The 21,195-nt window shown below is 69.8% G+C and carries 1 protein-coding gene and 2 pseudogenes; all 3 read right to left on the bottom strand.

Annotated elements, in window-relative coordinates; all coding sequences use genetic code 11:
* Positions 1 to 33: 33 nt before the first annotated feature.
* Entirely contained in the window at positions 34 to 1,557 is a 1,524-nt protein-coding gene (locus LRS03_RS26820; protein ID WP_374685095.1) for a type I secretion C-terminal target domain-containing protein, read from the bottom strand.
* 1,279 nt (positions 1,558 to 2,836) lie between these two features.
* Positions 2,837 to 8,704 (bottom strand): annotated as a pseudogene (locus LRS03_RS26515) (immunoglobulin-like domain-containing protein); the annotation flags it as partial.
* A gap of 193 nt (positions 8,705 to 8,897) precedes the next feature.
* Positions 8,898 to 21,119, bottom strand: a pseudogene (locus LRS03_RS07660) (immunoglobulin-like domain-containing protein); the annotation flags it as partial.
* Positions 21,120 to 21,195: the final 76 nt, after the last annotated feature.

Raw genomic sequence — 21,195 nt, 5'->3', positions numbered from 1 at the left:
GGGGGCAGGAGCGCTAGCGACTGGGGGGCCCCATCAAGTCCCGTCGACCAGCAACTTGGACTTGTTCAGCAGGTCGTTGATGATCTGCTGGTCGGTGGTCAGGGCCCCGCCGCTCGTCAGGTCCACGTTCTGCAGCACGATCGACTGGTCGACGGCACCCGCGTTGTAGCCGCCCGAGAACGCGCCCGTGCTGCTGATCGCGATGGTGGTGGTGCCACCGCTCACCGTGAAGTGCAGGTAGTTGGCCAGGTTGCCTGACGTGCCGCCGCTCGTGGCTTCGCTCTGCAGCAGGTCGCGCAGGTCGAGCACGTCGCCGCCGGCCGCCGGCGTGGCGTTGTTGAAGTCCATGATGATGTCGGACGCCGGCGTGCCCACTGCGCCACGGTCGGCCAGTTCCCAGCGGAAGACGTCGGCTCCGGCGTCGCCGCGCAGCACGTCGTTGCCCGCACCGCCCACCAGGGTGTCGTTGCCCGCCCCGCCGCGCAGGCCATCGATGCCGGCGCCGCCGTTGAGGTAGTCGTTGCCGGTGCCGCCGTAAAGGAGGTCGACGCCGTTCTGGCCGTAGACCACGTCGTTGCCACTGCCCGCGTTGGCCAGGTCGGCCCAGGTGGCGACGGAAGTGTTGCCCGAGCCGTTGGCCGACGAGGTGTCGTCGGCTTCGGTGGTGAAGAGGCCGGTGGTCGCGCTGGTGAGGTTGGTGTCGTCGGCCAGGTTCATCATCTGCACCGCCTGCACGTTGGCCTGCGTCGGCGCGTTGCCACTGACCGGGTGCGTGGAGGTGCCGGTGTCGCCCAGGTAGATGGTGTCGTCGCCAGCGCCGGCCTGCACGACGTCGTTGCCGGCACCGGTGCTGAAGGCCTGGTCGATGGTGCCGGTGGTCTCGGTGCCTGTCTGGGCCGGGATGCTGCCGGTGGCGCCTTGCGTCACCGTGACCGCGAGACCGGTGCCGCTCTGGCTCACCGAGTACACGTCGGCGCCGGCCTGGCCGATGAGCGCATCGGCGTTGAAGGTGGCGATCTCGGAGAACGCGGTGGTGGTGCCGGTCGGGTCGACCGTGACGGTGAAGCTGGTGGAGCTGGAGGCGGTGGCGCCGGTGGCCGTCTCGGTCGAGGTGGCCACGGCCGTCAGTGTCGTGCTGCCGGTGTAGCCGCTCGGGAAGGTGATGCTCAGGGTCGAGCGGTTCCAGCTGGTGATGTCGACCGAGGTGGTGGCGATCGTGGCGGTGAAGCTGTTGCTGCCGTCGGTCAGCACCGCGCCCACCGGAATGCCCTGCAGCTGCACCGCGAGGGTTTCCGAACCGTCGGTGTCGACCAGGCTGGCCAGCACCGGCGCGAGGTACACGCGGCTCTGCACGCCCGCGTCGTAGACCACGGGGTAGTAGCCGCCTTCGCCGGTGGTGCCGTTGGGCACGAAGGCACTGCGCTGCCCGCCGGCGTTGTCGACCTGCGTGATGCTCTGGAACAGCAGGAAGTTCGAGGTCGACAGGTCCACCGCCGCGCCGCCGTTTACGCTCACGTTCAGGTCGTAGCTGCCGGGTCCGCTGGTGTTGTAGACCATGAACTCCAGGCTGTAGTAGCCCGTGACGGTCGGCGTGAAGATGTTCGACGTGAAGGTGCCGGCCATGGCCTGGCCGCTGCCGCCCCACTGGCCCGACAGCACCGTGTTGCCGCCGATTTCCAGGCGCACCGTGTCGTCGGCGTAGCCCACGAAGGTGTACGAGGTGCCGGCTTCCATGTAGATGAGGCCCTGCACGCGGTAAGCGTCGTCTTCGGCGATCTGCACGCCCTGGTCGTTGCTCAGTGCGCCGGCCACACCGACGTTGCTGATGAGCGAGCTGGAGGTCGGCACGGCCGTCTCGATGCCCACTTCGCCCGTGTTCGGGTTGGTCGAGCTGGCGCCCGAGGTCAGGGTGGCGATGTTGTCGTAGTAGTCGCGCGTGAGGCCGACCGAGGTGAGCGTCGACAGCGTGCCGGTCACTTGCGTCGAGGCGTTGTGCGTCACGGTCGGGTTGTCGGTGACCGGCGTGATGTCGATGCGCATCATCGAGGCGGCGCCGTCGGTCACGCCATCGTTCGGCGTGAAGTTGAAGCGCGCGTAGTCGGCCTGCTGGTTGCCCACGCCGCTGCCGGCGTAGGCGTTGCTGCCCGACTCGTGGGCATCGGGCACGAAGCGGAACGAGCCTGCATCGATCGTGGCCTTGCTCACCAGCGCGTTGCTGGCGACGGCCACCCAGGCCGAGCCGTTGTAGACCTGCAGCGTGCCGTCGGCCGGCAGCGAGGTCACGCGGATGCCCAGCGGAACTCGTGGCGCTGTCGACATCGCTGACGCCGAACTGCGCCCAGTTGAACACCAGGGCCGTGTCTTCGGTGCCGGTGACGGCCGAGCCGGTGGCCACCGGTGCGTCGTTGAGGGCGGTCACGCGGATGGTCGACACGGCGGCGGCGCTGCTGCTGGTGCCGTCGTTGACGACCACGTTGATCAGGCGGTCAGCCGTGCTCGGGTTCTCGCTGGTGTTGGCGAAGGTGATCGCGCGGATGGCCGTCTGGTAGCTGGCAAGCGAGGCCGAGCCGGTCAGCGTGACCACGTTGCCCGACACCGAGGCGGTGATGCCGGCGGGCATGGCGCCCGCTGCCAGCACGTCGCCGGCCTGTGCGTTGGTCAGCGTGATGGTGGCACTGGCGAGCGTGGTCGAGTCGACGTCGGTGATGGAGACGTCGGTGTCGGCGATCGCGACTGCGCTGCCGTTCTCGGTGAAGGTGGCGGTGTAGCCGGTGCCGCTGGCGGTGGAGTTGTTGGCGTCGAGGTCGATGGCCGGCGGCGCGTCGTTGTCGGTGATCGTGGCCTGGCCTTGCGTGTCGGAGATGGTGGCGTTGGTGGCGCCGCTCAGGTTGACGAAGAAGGTCTCGCTGGCCTCGGTGAGCGTGTCGTTGGTGATCGGGACGGTGATGGTCTGCGTCGTCACGCCCGGGGCGAAGGTCAGCGTGCCGCTCGCGGCGGTGTAGTCGCTGCCGGCGCTGGCGGTGTTGTTGGCCGTGCCGTAGTTGACGGTCACCGTCTGGCCCGAGGCGGCCGAGAGCGTCACGGTGAAGGTGGCGGTGCCCGCGGCTTCGTTGACGGTCACGTCGTTGATGGAAAGCGACGGGGTCGGATCGTTGTCGTTGATCGTCGTCGTGACGGCGTTGTTGCTCGGGTGAGCCGCGATGGACTCGAAGCCGCCGCCGCTCACGCCGCTGATCGAAACGATGACGGTCTCGTTGGCTTCGTCGAGCGCATCGTCGGTGGTCGGCACGCTGAAGTTGGCGCTGCTGGCGCCGGCCGGGATGGTCACGGTGGCGACACCCGTGTAGTCGCTGCCGTTGGCGGCGGTGCCGCTGTAGCTGAGCGTCACGGTGACGGCGGTCACGGCCGGGTTGCTGAGCGTCAGCGTGTAGGTGGCGTTGCCGCCTTCCGTCACGCTCGCCGCGCCGCTGAGGCTGACGGTGGCGACGTCGGTGTCGTCGCTCACCGTCACGCTCGCGGTCGAGGTGGTGGTGAGCGCTTCGTAGTTGCCCCCGCTCGTGGACGTGATGCCGACCGACACCGACTGCGTGCCCTGGGCATACACGTCGTCGGCACGGGGCACGTAGGCCGCGCCTGTGGCCGAGCTGGCGCCCACCGGGATGGTGATCTGCTGGCCGTTGCTGAGGTTGATGACGAGCGGCGAGCCGGTCACCGGGTTGTTCACGCTGGCGGTGTAGGTCACGCTGCCGCCTTCGGTGACGCTGGCGCTCGAAGCGGTGAGTGTCACGGTCGTGGCATCGGCGTCGTCGGTGACGGTGGTCGAGGCGGTGCTGGTGGTTGTCAGCGCTTCGTAGTTGCCACCGGTGGTGCCGCTGATGCCGACCGTCAGCGTCTGCGTGCCCTGCACGTAGGCGTCGTCGGCGCGCACCGCGAAGGCGGCGCTGCTCGCGCTGGTCTGGCCGACCGGGATGGTGATGCTCTGGCCGTTGCTGAGCTGGATGACGAGTGCCGAGCCGGTGACGGCGTTCGACACGGTGGCGGTGTAGACGATGCTGCCGCCTTCGGTGACGCTGGCCGCCGAAGCGGTGAGCGTGATGGTGCTGGCATCGCCGTCATCGGTGACGGTGGTCGACGCGGTGCTGGTGGTGTTGAGCGCCTCGAAGTTGCCGCCGCTGGTCGAGCTGATGCTGACGTTGACCGCCTGGTTGCCCTGGGCGTAGGCGTCGTCGGCGCGCACGGCCACCGCCGCGCTCGTGCCGCTGCTCTGGCCGACCGGGATGGTGATGGTTTGCCCGTTGGAGAGGTTGACGACGAGCGGCGAGCCGGTGACGGCGCTGCTGAGCGTCGCGGTGTAGGTGATGGTGCCGCCTTCGTTGACGGTGCCCACCGAGGGCGTGAGCGTGACCGTGGTTGCGTCGCTGTCGTCGGTGACGACCGTGGTGACGGTGCTCGTGGTCGTGCGGGCTTCGAAGTTGCCGCCCGTGGTGCCACTGATGCCGACGGTGACGTTCTGGTTGCCTTGCACGTAGGCGTCGTCCGCGCGCACGGCGACAGCCGCGCTGCTGGCCGAGCTGGCGCCTACGGGGATGGTGATGGTCTGGCCGTTGGTGAGCGTGACGACGAAGGGCGAGCCGGTGACCGGGTTGTTGACACTTGCGGTGTAGGTGATGCTGCCGCCTTCGGCCACGCTCGCGGTCGAGGCGGTGAGCGTGACGACCGTGGCGTCGGCGTCGTCGGTCACCGTGGTGCTGGTGGTGCTCGTGGTGGTGAGCGCCTCGAAGTTGCCGCCGCTGGTGCCGGTGATGCCGACGCTCAGCGTCTGCGTGCCCTGCACGTACGCATCGTCGCCGCGCACCGCGAACGGCGTGCTGCTGGCGGAGCTCGCACCCACCGGGATCGTGATGGTCTGGCCATTGGAAAGGGTCACCACCAGGGGCGAGCCCGTCACCGGGTTGTTGACGGCCGCGGTGTAGGTGATGGTGCCGCCTTCGGTCACGCTGGCCGCCGAGGCGGTGAGGGTGACGGTGGTGGCGTCGGCGTCGTCGGTCACCGTGGTCGAGGCGGTGCTCGCGGTGTTGGTGGCCTCGAAGTTGCCGCCGCTCGTGCCGCTGATGCCGACCGTGACGGTCTGGCTGCCCTGCACGTAGGCGTCGTCGGCGCGCACCGCGAAGGCGGGGCTCGACGCGCTGGTCTGGCCCACCGGGATGGTGATGGTCTGGCCGTTGTTGAGCGTGACGACGAACGGTGCGCCGGTGACGGCGTTGCTCACGGTCGCGGTGTAGACGATGCTGCCGCCTTCGGTCACGCTCGCCGCCGACGCGCTGAGCGTCACGGTGGTCACGTCGCCATCGTCGGTGACGGTGGTGGAGGCGGTGCTCGTCGTGGTCAGCGCTTCGTAGCTGCCGCCCGAGCTGGAGCTGATGCCGACCGTGACGGTCTGGTTGCCCTGGGCATAGGCGTCGTCAGCGCGCACCGCGAAGGCCGCGCTCGTGCCGCTGCTCTGACCGACCGGGATGGTGATCGTCTGGCCGTTGCTGAGGTTGAGGACCAGCGTCGAGCCGGTGACCGGGTTGGACACGGCCGCGGTGTAGGTGATCGTGCCGCCTTCGGCCACGCTGGCGGTCGAGGCGGTGAGGGTCACCACGCTCGAATCGCCGTCGTCGGTGACGGTGGTCGAGGCCGTGCTGGTGGTGGTGAGCGCCTCGTAGTTGCCGCCGGTGGTCGACGACACGCCCACCGTCAGCGTCTGGCTGCCCTGCACGTAGGGATCGTCGGCCCGCACGGCGAACGCCGCGCTGCTGCCCGAACTCGCCCCCACCGGGATGGTGATCTGCTGACCGTTGGAGAGGTTGATGACGAGCGCCGAGCCGGTGACCGCGTTGCTGAGCGTGGCGGTGTAGGTGACGCTGCCGCCCTCGGCGACCGAGGCCGACGAGGCGGTCAGCGTGACCGTGGTCGGATCGGCATCGTCGGTGACGGTGGTGCTGGCCGTGCTGGTGGTGGTCAGCGCTTCGTAGTTGCCGCCGGTGGTGCCGCTGATGCCGATCGTGAGCGTCTGCGTGCCCTGCACGTAGGCGTCGTCGCCGCGCACCGCAAAGGCGGCACTGCTGGCGGAGCTGGCGCCCACGGGGATGGTGATGGTCTGGCCGTTCGAGAGGCTGACGATGAGCGGCGAACCCGTCACCGGGTTGTTGACGGTGGCGGTGTAGGTGATGCTGCCGCCTTCGGTGACCGAGGCCGACGAGGCGGTCAGCGTCACGACGCTGGCATCGCCGTCGTCGGTGACGGTGGTGCTTACCGTGCTGGTGGTGGTGCGGGCCTCGTAGTTGCCACCGCTCGTGGACGAGATGCCCACGGTGACGGTCTGGTTGCCCTGCGCATAGGCATCGTCGGCCCGCACGGCGAAGGGCGTGCTGCTGGCCGGCTTCGATCCCACGGGGATGGTGATCGTCTGGCCGTTGTTGAGCGTGATGACGAACGGCGAACCGGTCACCGGGTTGTTGACCGTGGCGGTGTAGGTGATGGAGCCGCCCTCGGCGACCGTGGCGGACGAGGCGGTGAGCGTCACCGTGGTGGCGTCGCTGTCGTCGGTGACGGTGGTCGAGGTGGTGCTGGTGGTCGTCAGCGCCTCGAAGTTGCCGCCGCTCGAGCCGCTGATGCCGACCGTGACGGTCTGGTTGCCCTGGACGTACGCGTCATCGGTGCGCACCGCGAAGGCGGCGCTGCTGGCGCTGCTTTGACCGACCGGGATGGTGATGGTCTGGCCGTTGTTGAGCGTGATGACGAGCGGGGAACCCGTCACTGCGTTGTTGACGGTCGCGGTGTAGACGATGCTGCCGCCTTCGACGACCGAGGCCGACGACGAGGTGAGCGTGACGGTGGTCGCGTCGGCATCGTCGGTGACCGTCGTCGAGGTGGTGCTCGAGGTCGCGAGAGACTCGAAGTTGCCGCCGGTGGTGCCGCTGATGCCGACGGTGAGGGTCTGGTTGCCCTGCACGTAGGCGTCGTCGGCGCGCACGGCGAATGGCGTGCTGCTGGCGCTGCTCTGGCCGACCGGGATGGTGATGGTCTGGCCGTTGCTGAGGCTGATCACGAGCGCCGAGCCGGTGACCGGGTTGCTGACCGCTGCGGTGTAGACGATGCTGCCGCCTTCGGTGACGCTGGCGGTTGAGGCCGTGAGCGTCACGACGCTGGCGTCGCTGTCATCAGTGACGGTGGTCGTCGCGGTGCTGGTCGTGGTGAGCGCTTCGAAGTTGCCGCCCGAGGTGGAGCCGATGCCCACCGTCACGGTCTGGTTGCCTTGGACGTAGGCGTCGTCGGCACGCACGGCGAACGGCGTGCTGCTGGCGCTGCTCTGGCCGACCGGGATGGTGATGGTCTGGCCGTTGTCGAGGTTGATGACGAGCGGCGAGCCGGTCACCGCGTTGTTGACCGTGGCGGTGTAGACGATGCTGCCGCCTTCGGCCACCGACGCGGTCGACGCGGTGAGCGTGACGGTGGTCGCATCGCTGTCGTCGGTGACGGCGGTGCTCGTGGTGCTGCTGGTGATCAGCGCCTCGAAGTTGCCGCCGGTCGTGCCGTTGATGCCGACGGTGAGGGTCTGGTTGCCCTGCACGTAGGCGTCGTCGGCGCGCACGGCGAACGGTGTGCTGCTAGCCGAGCTGCTGCCGACCGGGATGGTGATGGTCTGACCGTTGCTGAGGCTGATGACCAGCGGCGAGCCGGTGACGGCGTTGCTGACGGCGGCGGTGTAGGTGATGCTGCCGCCTTCGGCGACAGTGGCCGACGAGGCGGTGAGCGTCACGACGCTGGCGTCGCTGTCGTCCGTCACCGTGGTGGTGGCGGTGCTGGTGGTCGTGAGCGCTTCGAAGTTGCCGCCGCTGGTGCTGCCGATGCCGACCGTGACGGTCTGGTTGCCTTGGACGTAGGCGTCGTCGGCACGCACGGCGAACGGCGTGCTGCTGGCGCTGCTCTGGCCGACCGGGATGGTGATGGTCTGGCCGTTGTCGAGGTTGATGACGAGCGGCGAGCCTGTGACCGCGTTGTTGACGGTGGCGGTGTAGACGATGCTGCCGCCCTCGGTGACGCTGGCGGTCGAGGCCGTGAGCGTGACGGTGGTGGCATCGCTGTCGTCGGTGACCGTCGTCGAGGCGGTGCTCGTCGTGGTCAACGCTTCGTAGTTGCCGCCGGTGGTGCCGGTGATGCCCACGGTCACGGCCTGGTTGCCTTGCACGTAGGCGTCGTCTGCGCGGACCGGGAAGGCGGCGCTGCTGGCGCTGCTCTGGCCCACCGGGATGGTGATGGTCTGGCCGTTGCTGAGCGTGATGACGAGGGCCGAGCCGGTGACCGGGTTGTTGACGGCGGCGGTGTAGGTGATGGAGCCGCCTTCGGTGACGGAGGCGGTCGACGCGGTCAGCGTGACGGTGGTCGCATCGGCGTCGTCGGTGACGGTGGTGCTGGCGGTCGAGGTGGTGGTGACGGCCTCGAAGTTGCCGCCCGAGGTGCCGCTGATGCCCACCGTGACGGTCTGGTTGCCCTGCACATACGCGTCATCGGCGCGCACGGCGAAGGCGGCGCTGCTGGCGCTGGTCTGGCCGACCGGGATGGTGATCGTCTGGCCGTTGCTGAGGGTGACGACGAAGGGCGAGCCGGTCACCGCCGTGGCGACGGTGGCGGTGTAGACGATGCTGCCGCCCTCGGTCACGCTGGCTGCGGACGCACTGAGGGTGATGGGGGTCGCATCGCCGTCGTCGGTGACGGTGGTGCTCGTGGTGCTCGTGGTCGTCAGCGACTCGAAGTTGCCGCCGCTGGTGTTGCTGATGCCGACGGTGACGGTCTGGTTGCCCTGGGCGTAGGCATCGTCCGCACGCACGGCGAAGGGCGCGCTGCTGGCCGAGACTCGCACCCACCGGGATGGTGATGGTCTGGCCGTTGTTGAGCGTGACGACCAGATCCGAGCCGGTGACGGGGTTGTTGACGGTCGCGGTGTAGGTGATCGTGCCGCCTTCGGCCACGCTGGCGGCCGACGAGGTGAGCGTGACCGTGGTCGCGTCGGCATCGTCGACGACCGTGGTGCTCGTGGTCGAACTGGTGGTCAGCGCTTCGAAGTTGCCGCCGGTGGTGCCGCTGATGCCGACGGTGAGGGTCTGGTTGCCCTGCACGTAGGCGTCGTCGGCGCGCACCGCGAAGGGGGCGCTGCTGGCGCTGCTCTGGCCGACGGGGATGGTGATCGTCTGGCCGTTGGACAGGCTGATGACGAGCGGCGTGCCGGTGACGGCGTTGCTCACGCTCGCGGTGTAGGTGATGCTGCCGCCTTCGGTGACCGAGGCGGTCGACGCGGTGAGGGTCACCACGCTCGCGTCGGCATCGTCGGTGACGGTGGTGCTCGTGGTGCTCGTGGTGCTGGTGGTCGTCAGCGCCTCGAAGTTGCCGCCGCTGGTGGAGCTGATGCCGACCGTGACGGTCTGGTCACCCTGCACGTAGGCATCGTCGCCGCGCACGGCGAAGGCGGTGCTGGTGGCGCTGCTCTGGCCGACCGGGATGGTGATGGTCTGGCCGTTGGACAGGTTGATGACGAGCGGCGAGCCGGTCACCGCGTTGTTGACGGTGGCGGTGTAGGCGATGCTGCCGCCTTCGGTGACGCTCGCGGTCGAGGCGGTCAGCGTGACGGTGGTCGCGTCGGCATCGTCGGTGACGGTGGTCGTCGCGGTGCCGGTGGGCGTGACGGCTTCGAAGTTGGCGCCCGAGGTGCCGGTGATCGTGACCGAGACGGTCTGCGTGCCTTGCACGTAGGCATCGTCGCCGCGCACGGCGAAGGGCAGGCTGTTGGCGCTGCTCTGGCCGACGGGGATGGTGATCGTCTGGCCGTTGGACAGCGTGACGACCAGCGGCGAGCCGCTGACCACGTTGCTCGCGGTCGCGGTGTAGACGATGCTGCCGCCTTCGAGCACGGCGGGTGCCGAGGCGCTCAGCGACACGGTGGTCGCGTCGCCATCGTCGCCGACGACGGTGCTGGCGGTCGCGGTGGTGGTGAGGGCTTCGTAGTTGCCGCCGGTGGTGGAACCGATGCCGACGGTGAGCGTCTGGTCGCCCTGCGCGTCGGCGTCGTCCGGCCGCACGGCAAAGGCGGCGCTGGTGCCGCTGCTCTGGCCGACCGGGATGGTGATGGTCTGGCCGTTGGTCAGCGTGATGACGAGCGGCGAGCCGGTCACCGGGTTGTTGACGGTGGCGGTGTAGGTGATGCTGCCGCCTTCGGCCACGCTGGCCGCCGAGGCGGTGAGGCCGACGGTCGTGGCATCGGCATCGTCGGTCACGGCGGTGGAGGTCGTGCTCGTGGTGTTGAGCGCCTCGTAGTTGCCGCCGCTGGTGCCGGTGATCGAGACCGAGACGCTGTCCGTGCCTTGCAGGTAGGCATCGTCGCCGCGCACGGCGAAGGCGGCGCTGCTGGCGCTGCTCTGGCCGACCGGGATGGTGATGGTCTGGCCGTTGCTGAGCGTGATGACGAGCGGCGAGCCGGTGACGGGGTTGTTGACCGTCGCGGTGTAGGTGATCGAGCCACCTTCGGTGACGGTGGCGGCCGAGCTGGTCAGCGTGACGGTGGTCGCGTCGGCGTCGTCGGTGACGTTGGTGCTGACCGTGCTGCTCGTGGCCAGCGCCTCGAAGTTGGCGCCGCTGGTGGAGGCGATGCCCACGTTGAGCGGCTGCGTGCCTTGCACGTAGGCGTCGTCGCCGCGCACGGCGAAGGGCGCGCTGCTGGCGCTGCTCTGGCCGACCGGGATCGTGATGGTCTGGCCGTTGGTCAGCGTGATGACCAGCGGCGAGGCGGTGACGAGGTTGTTGACGCTCGCGGTGTAGACCACGCTGCCACCTTCGGTCACGGCGCCGGTCGAGGCGGTGAGGGTGACGGTGGTGGTGTCGATCGTGTCGACGATGCTGGTCACGGCCGGAGCCGGGTTGACCGACAGCGCAATGCCGCCGCCCGAGGTGCCGGTGATGGTGGCGCTGACGCTGGTCGGGTCGACGTAGACGTCGTCGCTGGCCGCGACGGGCACCGTGACGCTGCCGGTCAGGGCGCCGGCGTTGATGCGGAGGGTCTGGCCGTTCGACAAGGTGACATCGAGATCGCTCACCGGCGCCTGCGTGAGCACGGCGGTGTAGACGATGCTGCCGCCTGCTTCGCTGAGCGTCGGCGTGGCGGTGAGGCTCAGCGTGGAGATGTCGTTGTCGACGATGCCCGTGGTGAGCGAACCGTTGCTGCCGCTGACCACCAGGTTCTCGAAGTTGCCGCCGGTGGCGCTCGCGATGGTGAGGGTGAAGCTCTCGGCACCTTCGGCCAGGGCGTCGTCGATCGTCGCCACGCTGAAGTTGGCCGAGCTGCTGCCGGCGGGAATGGTGACGGTGGTGGTGCCGGTGAAGTCGCTGCCGTCGGCGGCGGTGCCGCTGTAGCTCAGGGTCACGGTCACCGCGCTCGTCTGCGCCGGGCTGGTGAGCGAGACGGTGTAGCTGCCCGAGGCTCCTTCGGCCACCGAGCCGGAGCCCGAGAGGCTTACGGTCGTGGTGGTCAGGGTGTCGGTGACGGAGGTGGCGGCCGGCGTGTTGTCAACGGCCAGGTTCTCGAACGTGCCGCCGCTGACGTTGCTGATGGTGGCCGACACCGTGCCGGCGTCGACGTACACGTCGTCGGTGGGTGCGAGCACGGCGACCGTGCCCGACGAGGCGCCGGCGGCGATGTTGATCTGCGCGCCGTTGCTGAGCGTCACCGTGACCGGCGAGCCGGCCGCGGCGGTGAGGCTCGCGGTGTAGACGATGGAGCCGCCCTCGGCCACGCTCGGCGTCGCGGTGAGGCTGACGGTGGTGGTGTCGACCGTGTCGGTGACGGTGGTGACCGCCGCCGCCGGGCTGATCGTCAGCTGCTCGAAGTTGCCGCCGGTGGCGGTGCTGATCGTGGCCGAGACGTTGCCGGCGTCGACGAGCGCATCGTCGCCAGGCGCGGCGACCGTCACGCTGCCGGTGGACGCACCCGCGAGGATCGTGATGACCGCGTTGTTCGACAGCGTGATGGTGACGTCGCTGCCCGCCGCGTTGTTCAGCGAGGCGGTGTAGACGATGTTGCCGCCTTCGGCGACGGTGCCGGTGGCGGTGAGCGTCACGGTCGTGTTGTCGACCGTGTCGGTGATGTTGGTGGTGGCGGGGGCGTTGTTGACCGAGAGGTTCTCGAAGTTGCCGCCACTGGTGCCGGTGATGGAAGCCGACACCTGACCGGCGTCGATGAGCGCGTCATCGGTGGGCGCGGGCACGCTGATGCTGGCCGAGGAAGCGCCCGCCGGGATCGTGATGGTCTGGCTGTTCGACAGCGTGACCACGAGATCGGTGCCCGCCGGGCTCGTGAGCGAGGCGGTGTAGACGATGCTGCCGCCTTCGGCGACGGTGTTGGTCGCCGACAGCGTGAGCGTCGTCGTGCCGATGGTGTCGGTCACCGCGGTGGTGGCCGGCGCCGGGTTGATGGCGAGGTTCTCGAAATTGCCGCCGGTCGCGGAGGCGATGGTGGTCGAGACCGGGCCGGCGTCGATGGTGAAGTCGTCGGCCGGTGCCGGCACGGTGACGGTGCCGGTCGAGTCGCCGGCGAGGATGGTGATCACCGCGCTGTTCGACAGCGTGATCGTCACGTTGGTGCCGGCCGGGTTGTTCAGCGAGGCGGTGTAGGTGATGTTGCCGCCCTCGGCCACGGTCGGCGTGGCGGTGAGGCTGGCGGTCGTGGTGTCGACGGTGTCGGTGACGGCGGTCGAGGCCGGCGTGGTGTCGACCACCAACTGCTCGAAGTTGCCGCCGTTCACGGTGGCGATGCTTGCGCTGACGGTGCTGGCATCGAGCAGCACGTCGTCGCCGGGCGCGGGCACGGAGACACTGCCCGACGAGGTGCCAGCCAGGATCGTGATGACCGCGTTGTTCGACAGCGTGACGGTGACGTCGCTGCCTGCCGGGCTCGTGAGCGAAGCGGTGTAGATGATGTTGCCGCCTTCGGCGACGGTGCCGGTGGCGCTGAGCGACACGGTGGTCGTGTCGAGGGTGTCGGTGACGGTGGTGGTGGCCGCAGCCGGGTTCACCACCAGGTTTTCAAAGTTGCCGCCGGTGGCGCTGGCGATGGTGAGCGAGACCGGGCCCGCATCGACCACGGCGTCGTCGCCCGGGGCCGGCAGCGTGAGCGTGGCGCTCGCCGCGTTGGTGGGAATCGTGATCTGCTGGCCGTTCGACAGCGTGACGGTGACGGGCGACTGCGCCGCGCTGGTGAGCGTGGCGGTGTAGACGATGTTGCCGCCTTCGGCGACGGTCGGCGTGGCGGTGAGCGTGACGGTGGTGGTGTCGACCGTGTCGGTGACGGCGGTCACCGCGGCGGCCGGGTTGACCGCCAGGCTTTCGAAGTTGCCGCCGCTGGTGGCGGTGATGGTGGCCGCCACGTTGCCGGCATCGGCATACACGTCGTCGGTCGGGGCCGGGTGCGACACGCTGTTCGACGAGGTGCCGGCGGCGATCACGATCTGCGCGCCGTTTGACAGTGTCACGGTCATGGCCGTGCCGGCCACGTTGTTCAGCGTCGCGGTGTAGACGATGTTGCCGCCTTCGGCCACGGTGGGCGAGGCGGTGAGCGTGACGGTGGTGGTGTCGACCGTGTCGGTGACGTTGGTGACGGCCGGGGCCGGGTCGCGCACGAGCGACTCGAAATTGCCGCCGCTGGCGGAGGTGATGCTGACCGAGACGGTGCCGGCGTCGACGAGGGCGTCGTCGCCGGGCGCGGGCAGCGTCAGCGTGCCGGTGGTGGCGCCGGTGGCAATGGTGATCTGCTGGCCGTTCGACAGGTTGACGGTGACCGGCGACTGTGCCGCGCTCGTGAGCGTGGCGGTGTAGACGATGGTGCCGCCTTCGGCGACGGTCGGCGTGGCCGAGAGCGACACGGTGGTGGTGTCGATCGTGTCGTTGACGGCCGTCGAGGCCGGCGTCGGGTCGATGCTGAGCGCGATGCCACCCCCGGTGGTGCCGGTGATGCTGGCGCTGATGCTGGTCGGGTCGACGTAGACGTCTTCGTCGGCGGTGACAGGCACGTTGACCGTGCCGCTCAGCGAGCCGGCGGTCACGGTGATCGTGGCGCCGTTGGAGAGCGTGACGCTGAGGTCGGACACCGGGGCCTGCGTGAGCGTCGCGGTGTAGACGATGCTGCCGCCGGCTTCGGTGAGGGCCGGCGTGGCAGAAAGGCTCACCACCGAGACGTCGTTGTCGACGATGCCGGTGGAGACGCTGCCGTTCGTGCCGCTGACGACCAGGTTCTCGAAGTTGCCGCCGGTCGCGGTGTTGATCGCGACGGTGAAGCTTTCGCTGCCTTCGGCGGCGGCATCGTCGATCGTGGCGATGCTGAAGTTGGCCGAGCTGGCGCCTGCCGGGATGGTGACGGTGGCCACGCCCGTGAAGTCGCTGCCGTTGGCGGCTGTGCCGCTGTAGGTCAGCGTGACGGTGACGGCGGTCTGCGCCGCGCTCGTGAGCGAGACGGTGTAGCTGCCCGCATTGCCTTCGGTCACCGAGCCCGAGCCGCTGAGGCTTACGGTGGTGGTGTCGAGGGTGTCGCTGACGGCGGTGGCCGCCGGCGTGGCGTCGACCACGAGGTTTTCGAAGTTGCCACCGGTCGCGCCGGTGATGTGGTTCGACACGGTGCTCGCGTCGACGAGCACGTCGTCGGTCGGGGCGGGCACGGACACTGAGCCGGTGGAGGCACCGCTCAGGATGGTGATGGTGGCGCCGCTTTGCAGCGTGACGGTCACGTTGCCCTGTGCGGGCGCAGTGAGCGAGGCGGTGTAGACGATGCTGCCGCCTTCGGCGACCGCCGGTGTGGCGGTGAGCGAGACGGTGGTGGTGTCGGGCGTGTCGCTGACGGCGGTGATGACCGGCGTGGCGTCGACCGACAGGTTCTCGAAGTTGCCGCCGCTGGCGGAGTCGATCCGCACCGACACGTTGCCAGCGTCGGTGTAGACGTCGTCGGTCGGCGCGGGCAGCGTGATCGAGGCGCTGCTCGTGCCGGCTGCGATGGTGAGGGTGGCGTTGTTCGACAGGCGCACCGTCACGTCGGTGTCGGCCGGTGCGGTGAGGCTCGCGGTGTAGACGATGCTGCCGCCCTCGGCGACCGACGCAGTGCCGGTCAGCGAGACGGTGGTGGTGTCGATCGTGTCGGTGACGGTGGTCGTCGCCGGCGTGCCGTTGAACACCAGGTTCTCGAAGTTGCCGCCCGAGGCGCCGGTGATGGCCAGGCTCACGGGGCCGGCGTCGACGTGCACGTCGTCGCCCGGCGCAGCGCGCGTGAAGGTGACCGCGCTCGCGCCCGAGGGAATGGTGACGGTGCTGCCGTCCGACAGCGTGACCGTGACGTTGGCCTGCGCCGGTGCGGTGAGGCTCGCGGTGTAGCCGATGTTGCCGCCTTCGGCGACGGTGGGCGAGCCGGTGAGCGAGACGGTGGTGGTGCCGATGGTGTCGCTGACGGCGGTGACCGCCGGCGTGGCGTCGACCACCAGGTTCTCGAAGTTGCCACCGGATGCCGAGGTGATGCGGTCGGACACGTTGCCCGCGTCCACGTACACGTCGTCGCCCGGGGCGGGCACGGTGATCGAGGCGCTCGAGGCACCGTTCGGGATGGTGATGGTCGTGCCGCTCTGCAGCGTGACGGTGACCGGGCCTTGCGCGACGGAGGTCAGCGAGGCCGTGTAGACGATGCTGCCGCCTTCGCTGACGGCCGGCGTGGCGGTGAGCGAGACGGTGGTGGTGTCGACCGTGTCGGTGACGGTGGTGATGGCCGCGGCCGGGTTGACCGTCAGGTTCTCGAAATTGCCGCCGCTGGCGGTGCTGATGGTGGCCGAGACGCTGCTGGCGTCGACGTACTCGTCGTCGGTGGGCGCGGCGACCAGCACCGTGCCGCTGCTGGCACCGGCGGCGATGGTGATGACGGCGTTGTTCGACAGCGTGACCGTCACGGCCGACTGGGCCGGCGCGCTCAAGCTCGCGGTGTAGACGATGTTGCCGCCTTCGGCGACGGCAGGCGAGGCGGTGAGCGTGACGGTGCTGTTGTCGACCGTGTCGGTGATGGTCGTCACCGCCGGGGCCGGGTTGCGCACCAGGCTCTCGAAGTTGCCGCCGCTGGCGCCTGCGATGGTGACCGACACCGAGCCGGCGTCGAGGTACACGTCGTCGGCGGGCGCGGCGACCGGGATCGAGGCGCTGCTCGTGTTGGCCAGGATCGTGATCGTGGCGCCGTTCGAGAGCGTGACCGTCACGTCGCTCTGCGCGGGGGCGCTGAGGGTGGCGGTGTAGACGATGTTGCCGCCTTCGGCGACCGTCGGCGTGGCGGTGAGCGTGACGGTGCTCGTATCCGTCGTGTCGCTCACGGCGGTGATGGCCGGCGTCGGGCTGGCCACCAGGCTCTCGAAGTTGCCGCCGGTCGCGTTGGTGATCGTGACCGAGAGGTTGCCGGCGTCGACGTACACGTCGTCGCTCGGCGCGGGCACAGTCACCGTGCCGGTGCTGGCACCGGCGGCGATGGTGATGACGGCGCTGTTCGACAGCGTGACCGTCACGTCGGTCTGGGCTGGCGAGGTGAGGCTGGCGGTGTAGACGATGGTGCCGCCTTCGGCGACGGCGGGCGTGGCGGTGAGGCTGACGGTGGTGGTGTCGACCGTGTCGGTGACGGTGGTCACGGCCGGGGCCGGGTTGACCTGCAGCGACTCGAAGTTGCCGCCGCTGGCGCTCGTGATCGTGGCCGAGACGGGGCCGGCGTCGACGTGCACGTCGTCGGTCGGTGCGGGCACCGTGACGGTCGCTTGCGTCGCGCCGGCGGCGATGGTGAGGGTGGCGCCGTTCGAGAGCGTCACCGACACCGGCGTCTGCGCCGCATTGCTCAGCGTGGCGGTGTAGGTGATGTTGCCGCCTTCGGCGACGGTGTTGGTCGCGCTCAGCGTGAGCGTGGTGGTGTCGACCGTGTCGGTGACGGCGGTGACCGCGGCCACCGGATCGATGGCCAGCGGAATGCCGCCGCCCGAGGTGCTGCTGATCGTGGCGCTGATGCTGGCCGGGTCGACGTAGACGTCTTCGGTCGCGGCGACCGGCACGCTCACGGTGCCGCTCAGGGCACCGGCGGCCACGTTGATGACGGCGCCGTTGGAGAGCGTGACGGTGAGCGCGGTGCTCGGCGCCTGCGTCAGCGTGGCGGTGTAGACGATGGTGCCGCCGGCCTCGGTGATCGAGGGCGTGGCGGTGAGGCTCACGGTCGAGATGTCGTTGTCGACGATGCCGGTCGTCACCGACCCGTTGGCACCGCTGATGACCAGGCTCTCGAAGTTGCCGCCGGTGGCCGCGCCGATGGCGACGGTGAAGCTCTCGGGCCCTTCGGCCAGCGCGTCGTCGAGCGCGGCGATGGAGAAGTTGGCCGAACTGCTGCCGGCGGGGATGGTGACGGTGGTGGTGCCGCTGAAGTCGCTGCCGTTGGCGGCGGTGCCGCTGTAGGTGAGCGTGACGGTGACGGCGGTCTGCGCCACGCTCGTGAGCGAGACGGTGTAGGCGGCGGTGCCGGCCTCAGAGAGCGTCGGGTCGCCGGTGAGGCTCACCGTGGTGGCGTCGATCGTGTCGGTGACCGTGGTGCTGGCGGCGGCCGGGTTGACCTGCAGCGATTCGAAGTTGCCGCCGGTGGCGGTGGCGATGGTCTGCGAGACGGAGCCGGCGTCGACGAACACGTCGTCGGTCGGTGCGGCGACGCTCACCGTGCCCGACGAGGCGCCGGCCGCGATGTTGATGATGGAGCCATTGGCCAGCGTCACCACCACGGGCGTCTGCGCGGCCGACGAAAGCGTGGCGGTGTAGACGATGGTGCCGCCTTCGGCCACGCTCGGCGTGGCGGAGAGCGTGACGGTGGAGACGTCGGCATCGTCGGTCACGGTGGTGCTGACGGTGCTCGTGGTGGCAAGCGCTTCATAGCTGCCGCCGCTCGTGCCGGCGATGCCCACGCTGAAGCTCTGCGCGCCCTGCACGAAGTTGTCGTCGGCACGCACGGCGAACGGTGCGCTGTCGGCCGTGCTCTGGCCGACCGGGATGGTGATGGTCTGGCCGTTGGTGAGCGAGATGACGAGCGGCGAGCCCACCACGGGCGCGCTCACGCTGGCGGTGTAGACCACGCTGCCGCCCTCGGCCACGCTGGCGGCGGACGAGGTGAGGGTGACGGTCGACACGTCGGCGTCGTCGCTGACGGTGGTGACAGCCGAGCCGGTGGGCGTGAGGGCTTCGAAGTTGCCGCCGGTGCTGCCCGTCACGGTGACGGTGAGGGTGTCGTCGGCTTGCACCTGGACATCGTCGGCACGCACGTTGAAGGCGGCGGTCGAGGCGCTGCTCGCGCCGACCGGGATGGTGACGCTCTGGCCATTGCTGAGCGTCACGGTGAGCGGCGAGCCGCTCACGGCATTGCTGAGCGAGACGGTGTAGACGATCGAGCCGCCTTCGGTCACGTTGGCGGCCGAGGCGCTCACGGTGACGGTGGTCGGGTCGGCGTCGTCGCTGACGAGGGTAGCGACCGAGCCGCCGGCGGTGATGGCTTCGAAGCCGCCGCCGCTGCTGTTGGTGATGCTGACGTTGAGCGTGTCGGTGCCTTGCGCTTGCGCGTCGTCGGCACGCACGGCGAAGGGTGCCGAGCTGGCGGAGCTGGCGCCGACCGGGATGGTGAGGGTCTGGCCGTTGCTGAGCGTCAGCACCACCGGCGAGCCGGTGACCACGTTGTTGAGCGTGGCGGTGTAGACGACGCTGCCGCCTTCGGTGACCGATGCGGCCGAGGCGGTGAGGGTGGCGGTGGTCGCGTCGGCGTCGTCGATCACCGTGGTGGTCGCGGTGCCGGGGGTCGCGAGCGATTCGTAAGCGCCGCCGGTGGTGCCGGTGACGGTCACGCTGAGCGTGTCGGTGCCTTGCAGGTAGGCATCGTCGGCACGCACGGCGAAAGGCGCGCTGCTGGTGCTGCTGGCGCCGACCGGGATGGTGATCGTCTGGCCGTTGGAAAGCGTCACGACCAGCGGCGAGCCGGTGACGGGCGCGTTGACACTCGCGGTGTAGGTGACGCTGCCGCCTTCGGCCACGCTGGCGGCGGACGCACCGAGGGTGAGCGTGCTGCCGTCGGCGTCGTCGGTGACGGTGGTGGTCGCGCTGCCGGTGGGCGTGAGCGACTCGAAGTTGCCACCGCTGGTGCCGGTGATGTTGGTGGTGACGGTGTCGGTGCCTTGCACCTGCGCGTCGTCCGGGCGCACGGCGATCGGGGCCGAGCTGGCGCTGCTCGCGCCGACGGGGATCGTGATGCTGGCGCCGTTGGAGAGCGTCACGACGAGCGGGCTGCCCGCGACCGGGCTGCTGGTGGTGGCGGTGTAGGTGATGCTGCCGCCTTCCACGACGCTCGCGGCCGAAGCGGTGAGGGTGACGGTGGAGACGTCGGCGTCGTCGGCGACGGTGGTCGTCGTGGTGCCGCTTGGCGTCACCGCTTCGAAGTTGCCGCCGGTCGTGCCGGTGATGTTGACGCTGAGGGTGTCGGTGCCCTGGGCCTGCACGTCGTCGGCGCGCACGGCGAACGGTGCGCTCGAACCGCTGCTCTGGCCGACCGGGATGGTGATGGTCTGGCCGTTGGAGAGGGTGATGACCAGTGGCGAGCCCGTCACCGGGTTCGTCAACGTGGCGGTGTAGACGATGCTGCCGCCTTCGGTCACCGCGGCGGTGGAGGCGGTCAGCGTGGCGGTGGTGCTGTCGGTGTCGTCGCCCACGGCCGTGGCGACGGTGCCGGTGGTGACGAGCGAGGAGAAGTTGCCGCCGGTGGTCGAGCTGACGCTGATGGTCTGCGTCTGCGTGCCCTGGGCGTAGGCGTCGTCGGCGCGCGGCACGACGGGGGCGCTGCTGCCGCTGGTCTGGCCGACCGGGATCGTGATCGTGCTGCCGTTCGACAGCGTGATCACGAGCGCGGAACCGGCGACCGGGTGGTCGACGCTCGCGGTGTAGACGACGCTGCCGCCTTCGGCCACGGCCGGGGCCGAGCTTGAGAGCGTGACGGTGGTCGGCACCGGCGTCACATTGACCTGTGCGACGCCGGCCGAGGAGCTGGCGCCTTCGTTGTCGGTGACGGTGTAGCCGATCGGCGTGCTGCCGGTGAAGCCGGGGTTGGGCACGAACACCAGGGTCGAGGCCTGCGCCGGGGTGAGCGCGGTGCCGGGCACGACCGGCGTCACGCCGTCTGCAAGGAAGAGGTTGCCGCCGGCGGGCGGGCTGGTGATGGTGATGGACGTGACCGTGCCATCAATATCAGTGCCGCCCAGATTGACCGGGATGTTGCTGTATTCGGGGCCGGCACTGGCGATGCCGGCGTTGGCGAGCGGCGTGTCGTTGACCGGCAGCACCGTGATCTGCACCTGGTCGAGTGCGGAGACCGACCCCCGGTTGTCGGTGACGGTGAACTCGACCACCACGCCGCCGTTGAAATCGGGCGACGGGCGGAACTGCAGGCCTGCGGCCTGCGCCGGCGTCAAGGTCTGGCCGGCGCTGACGACGGTCACGCCGTCGGCCAGCAGCAGGGTGCCGTTGCCGGGGAGGTTGACGATGGTGACGCCGGCGATGGTGCCGTCGGTGTCGGTGCCGCCGAGCGAGATGGGCAGGGTGGCGTCTTCGTTGCCCGACACGGTGGCCGGGGTGGCGGTCGGGCGGTCGTTCGGGGTCGCGGGGGCGGGAGCGGTCGCGCCCTGGTTTTCGGGCGCGGTGGCGGTGGTGAAGGTCGGCACCGTGCCGGCCGGCTCCACGCCGGTGGTCTGGGCGAGCGAGACCGGGGTCACGTCTTCGGCGATGCGGCCCACGCGCAGGCCAGGCTGCAGGCCGCCACCGTCGCCCAGGTTCAGGCCGGCCGCCGGTGCGGTCTGCGAATCGGGTTCGTTCAGCTCGGCGATCACGCGGTCGAGGTCGTCGGCGGGCGGCGTGGCCGGCGCGGCGGCGAAGGCGGCACCCGGCGCGTCGAGCGGGGTGAGTTGCACCAGGCCGTCTTGCGTCGTGAGGATCACGTCACCCTTGTGGACCTCGTCGCCCATCTTCAAGGGGACGAGTTTCCCCGTGGCCGTGCGGCGCAATGCCGAGCCCCACAGGCCGGTCACTTTGCCGTTGATG

Origin of the sequence: Rhizobacter sp. J219 (genome assembly GCF_024700055.1) — a bacterium.
In the GTDB taxonomy this organism is placed as follows: domain Bacteria; phylum Pseudomonadota; class Gammaproteobacteria; order Burkholderiales; family Burkholderiaceae_C; genus Rhizobacter.
Note: the sequence above shows the minus strand (reverse complement) of the source record. Positions and strands in the feature narration are given on the sequence as shown.

What these genes read in the sequence shown, in the direction of transcription:
- LRS03_RS26820 (WP_374685095.1), bottom strand. Translation starts at nt 1,557, where the DNA reads ATGGTCTACAACACCAGCGGACCCGGCAGCTACGACCTGAACGTGAGC.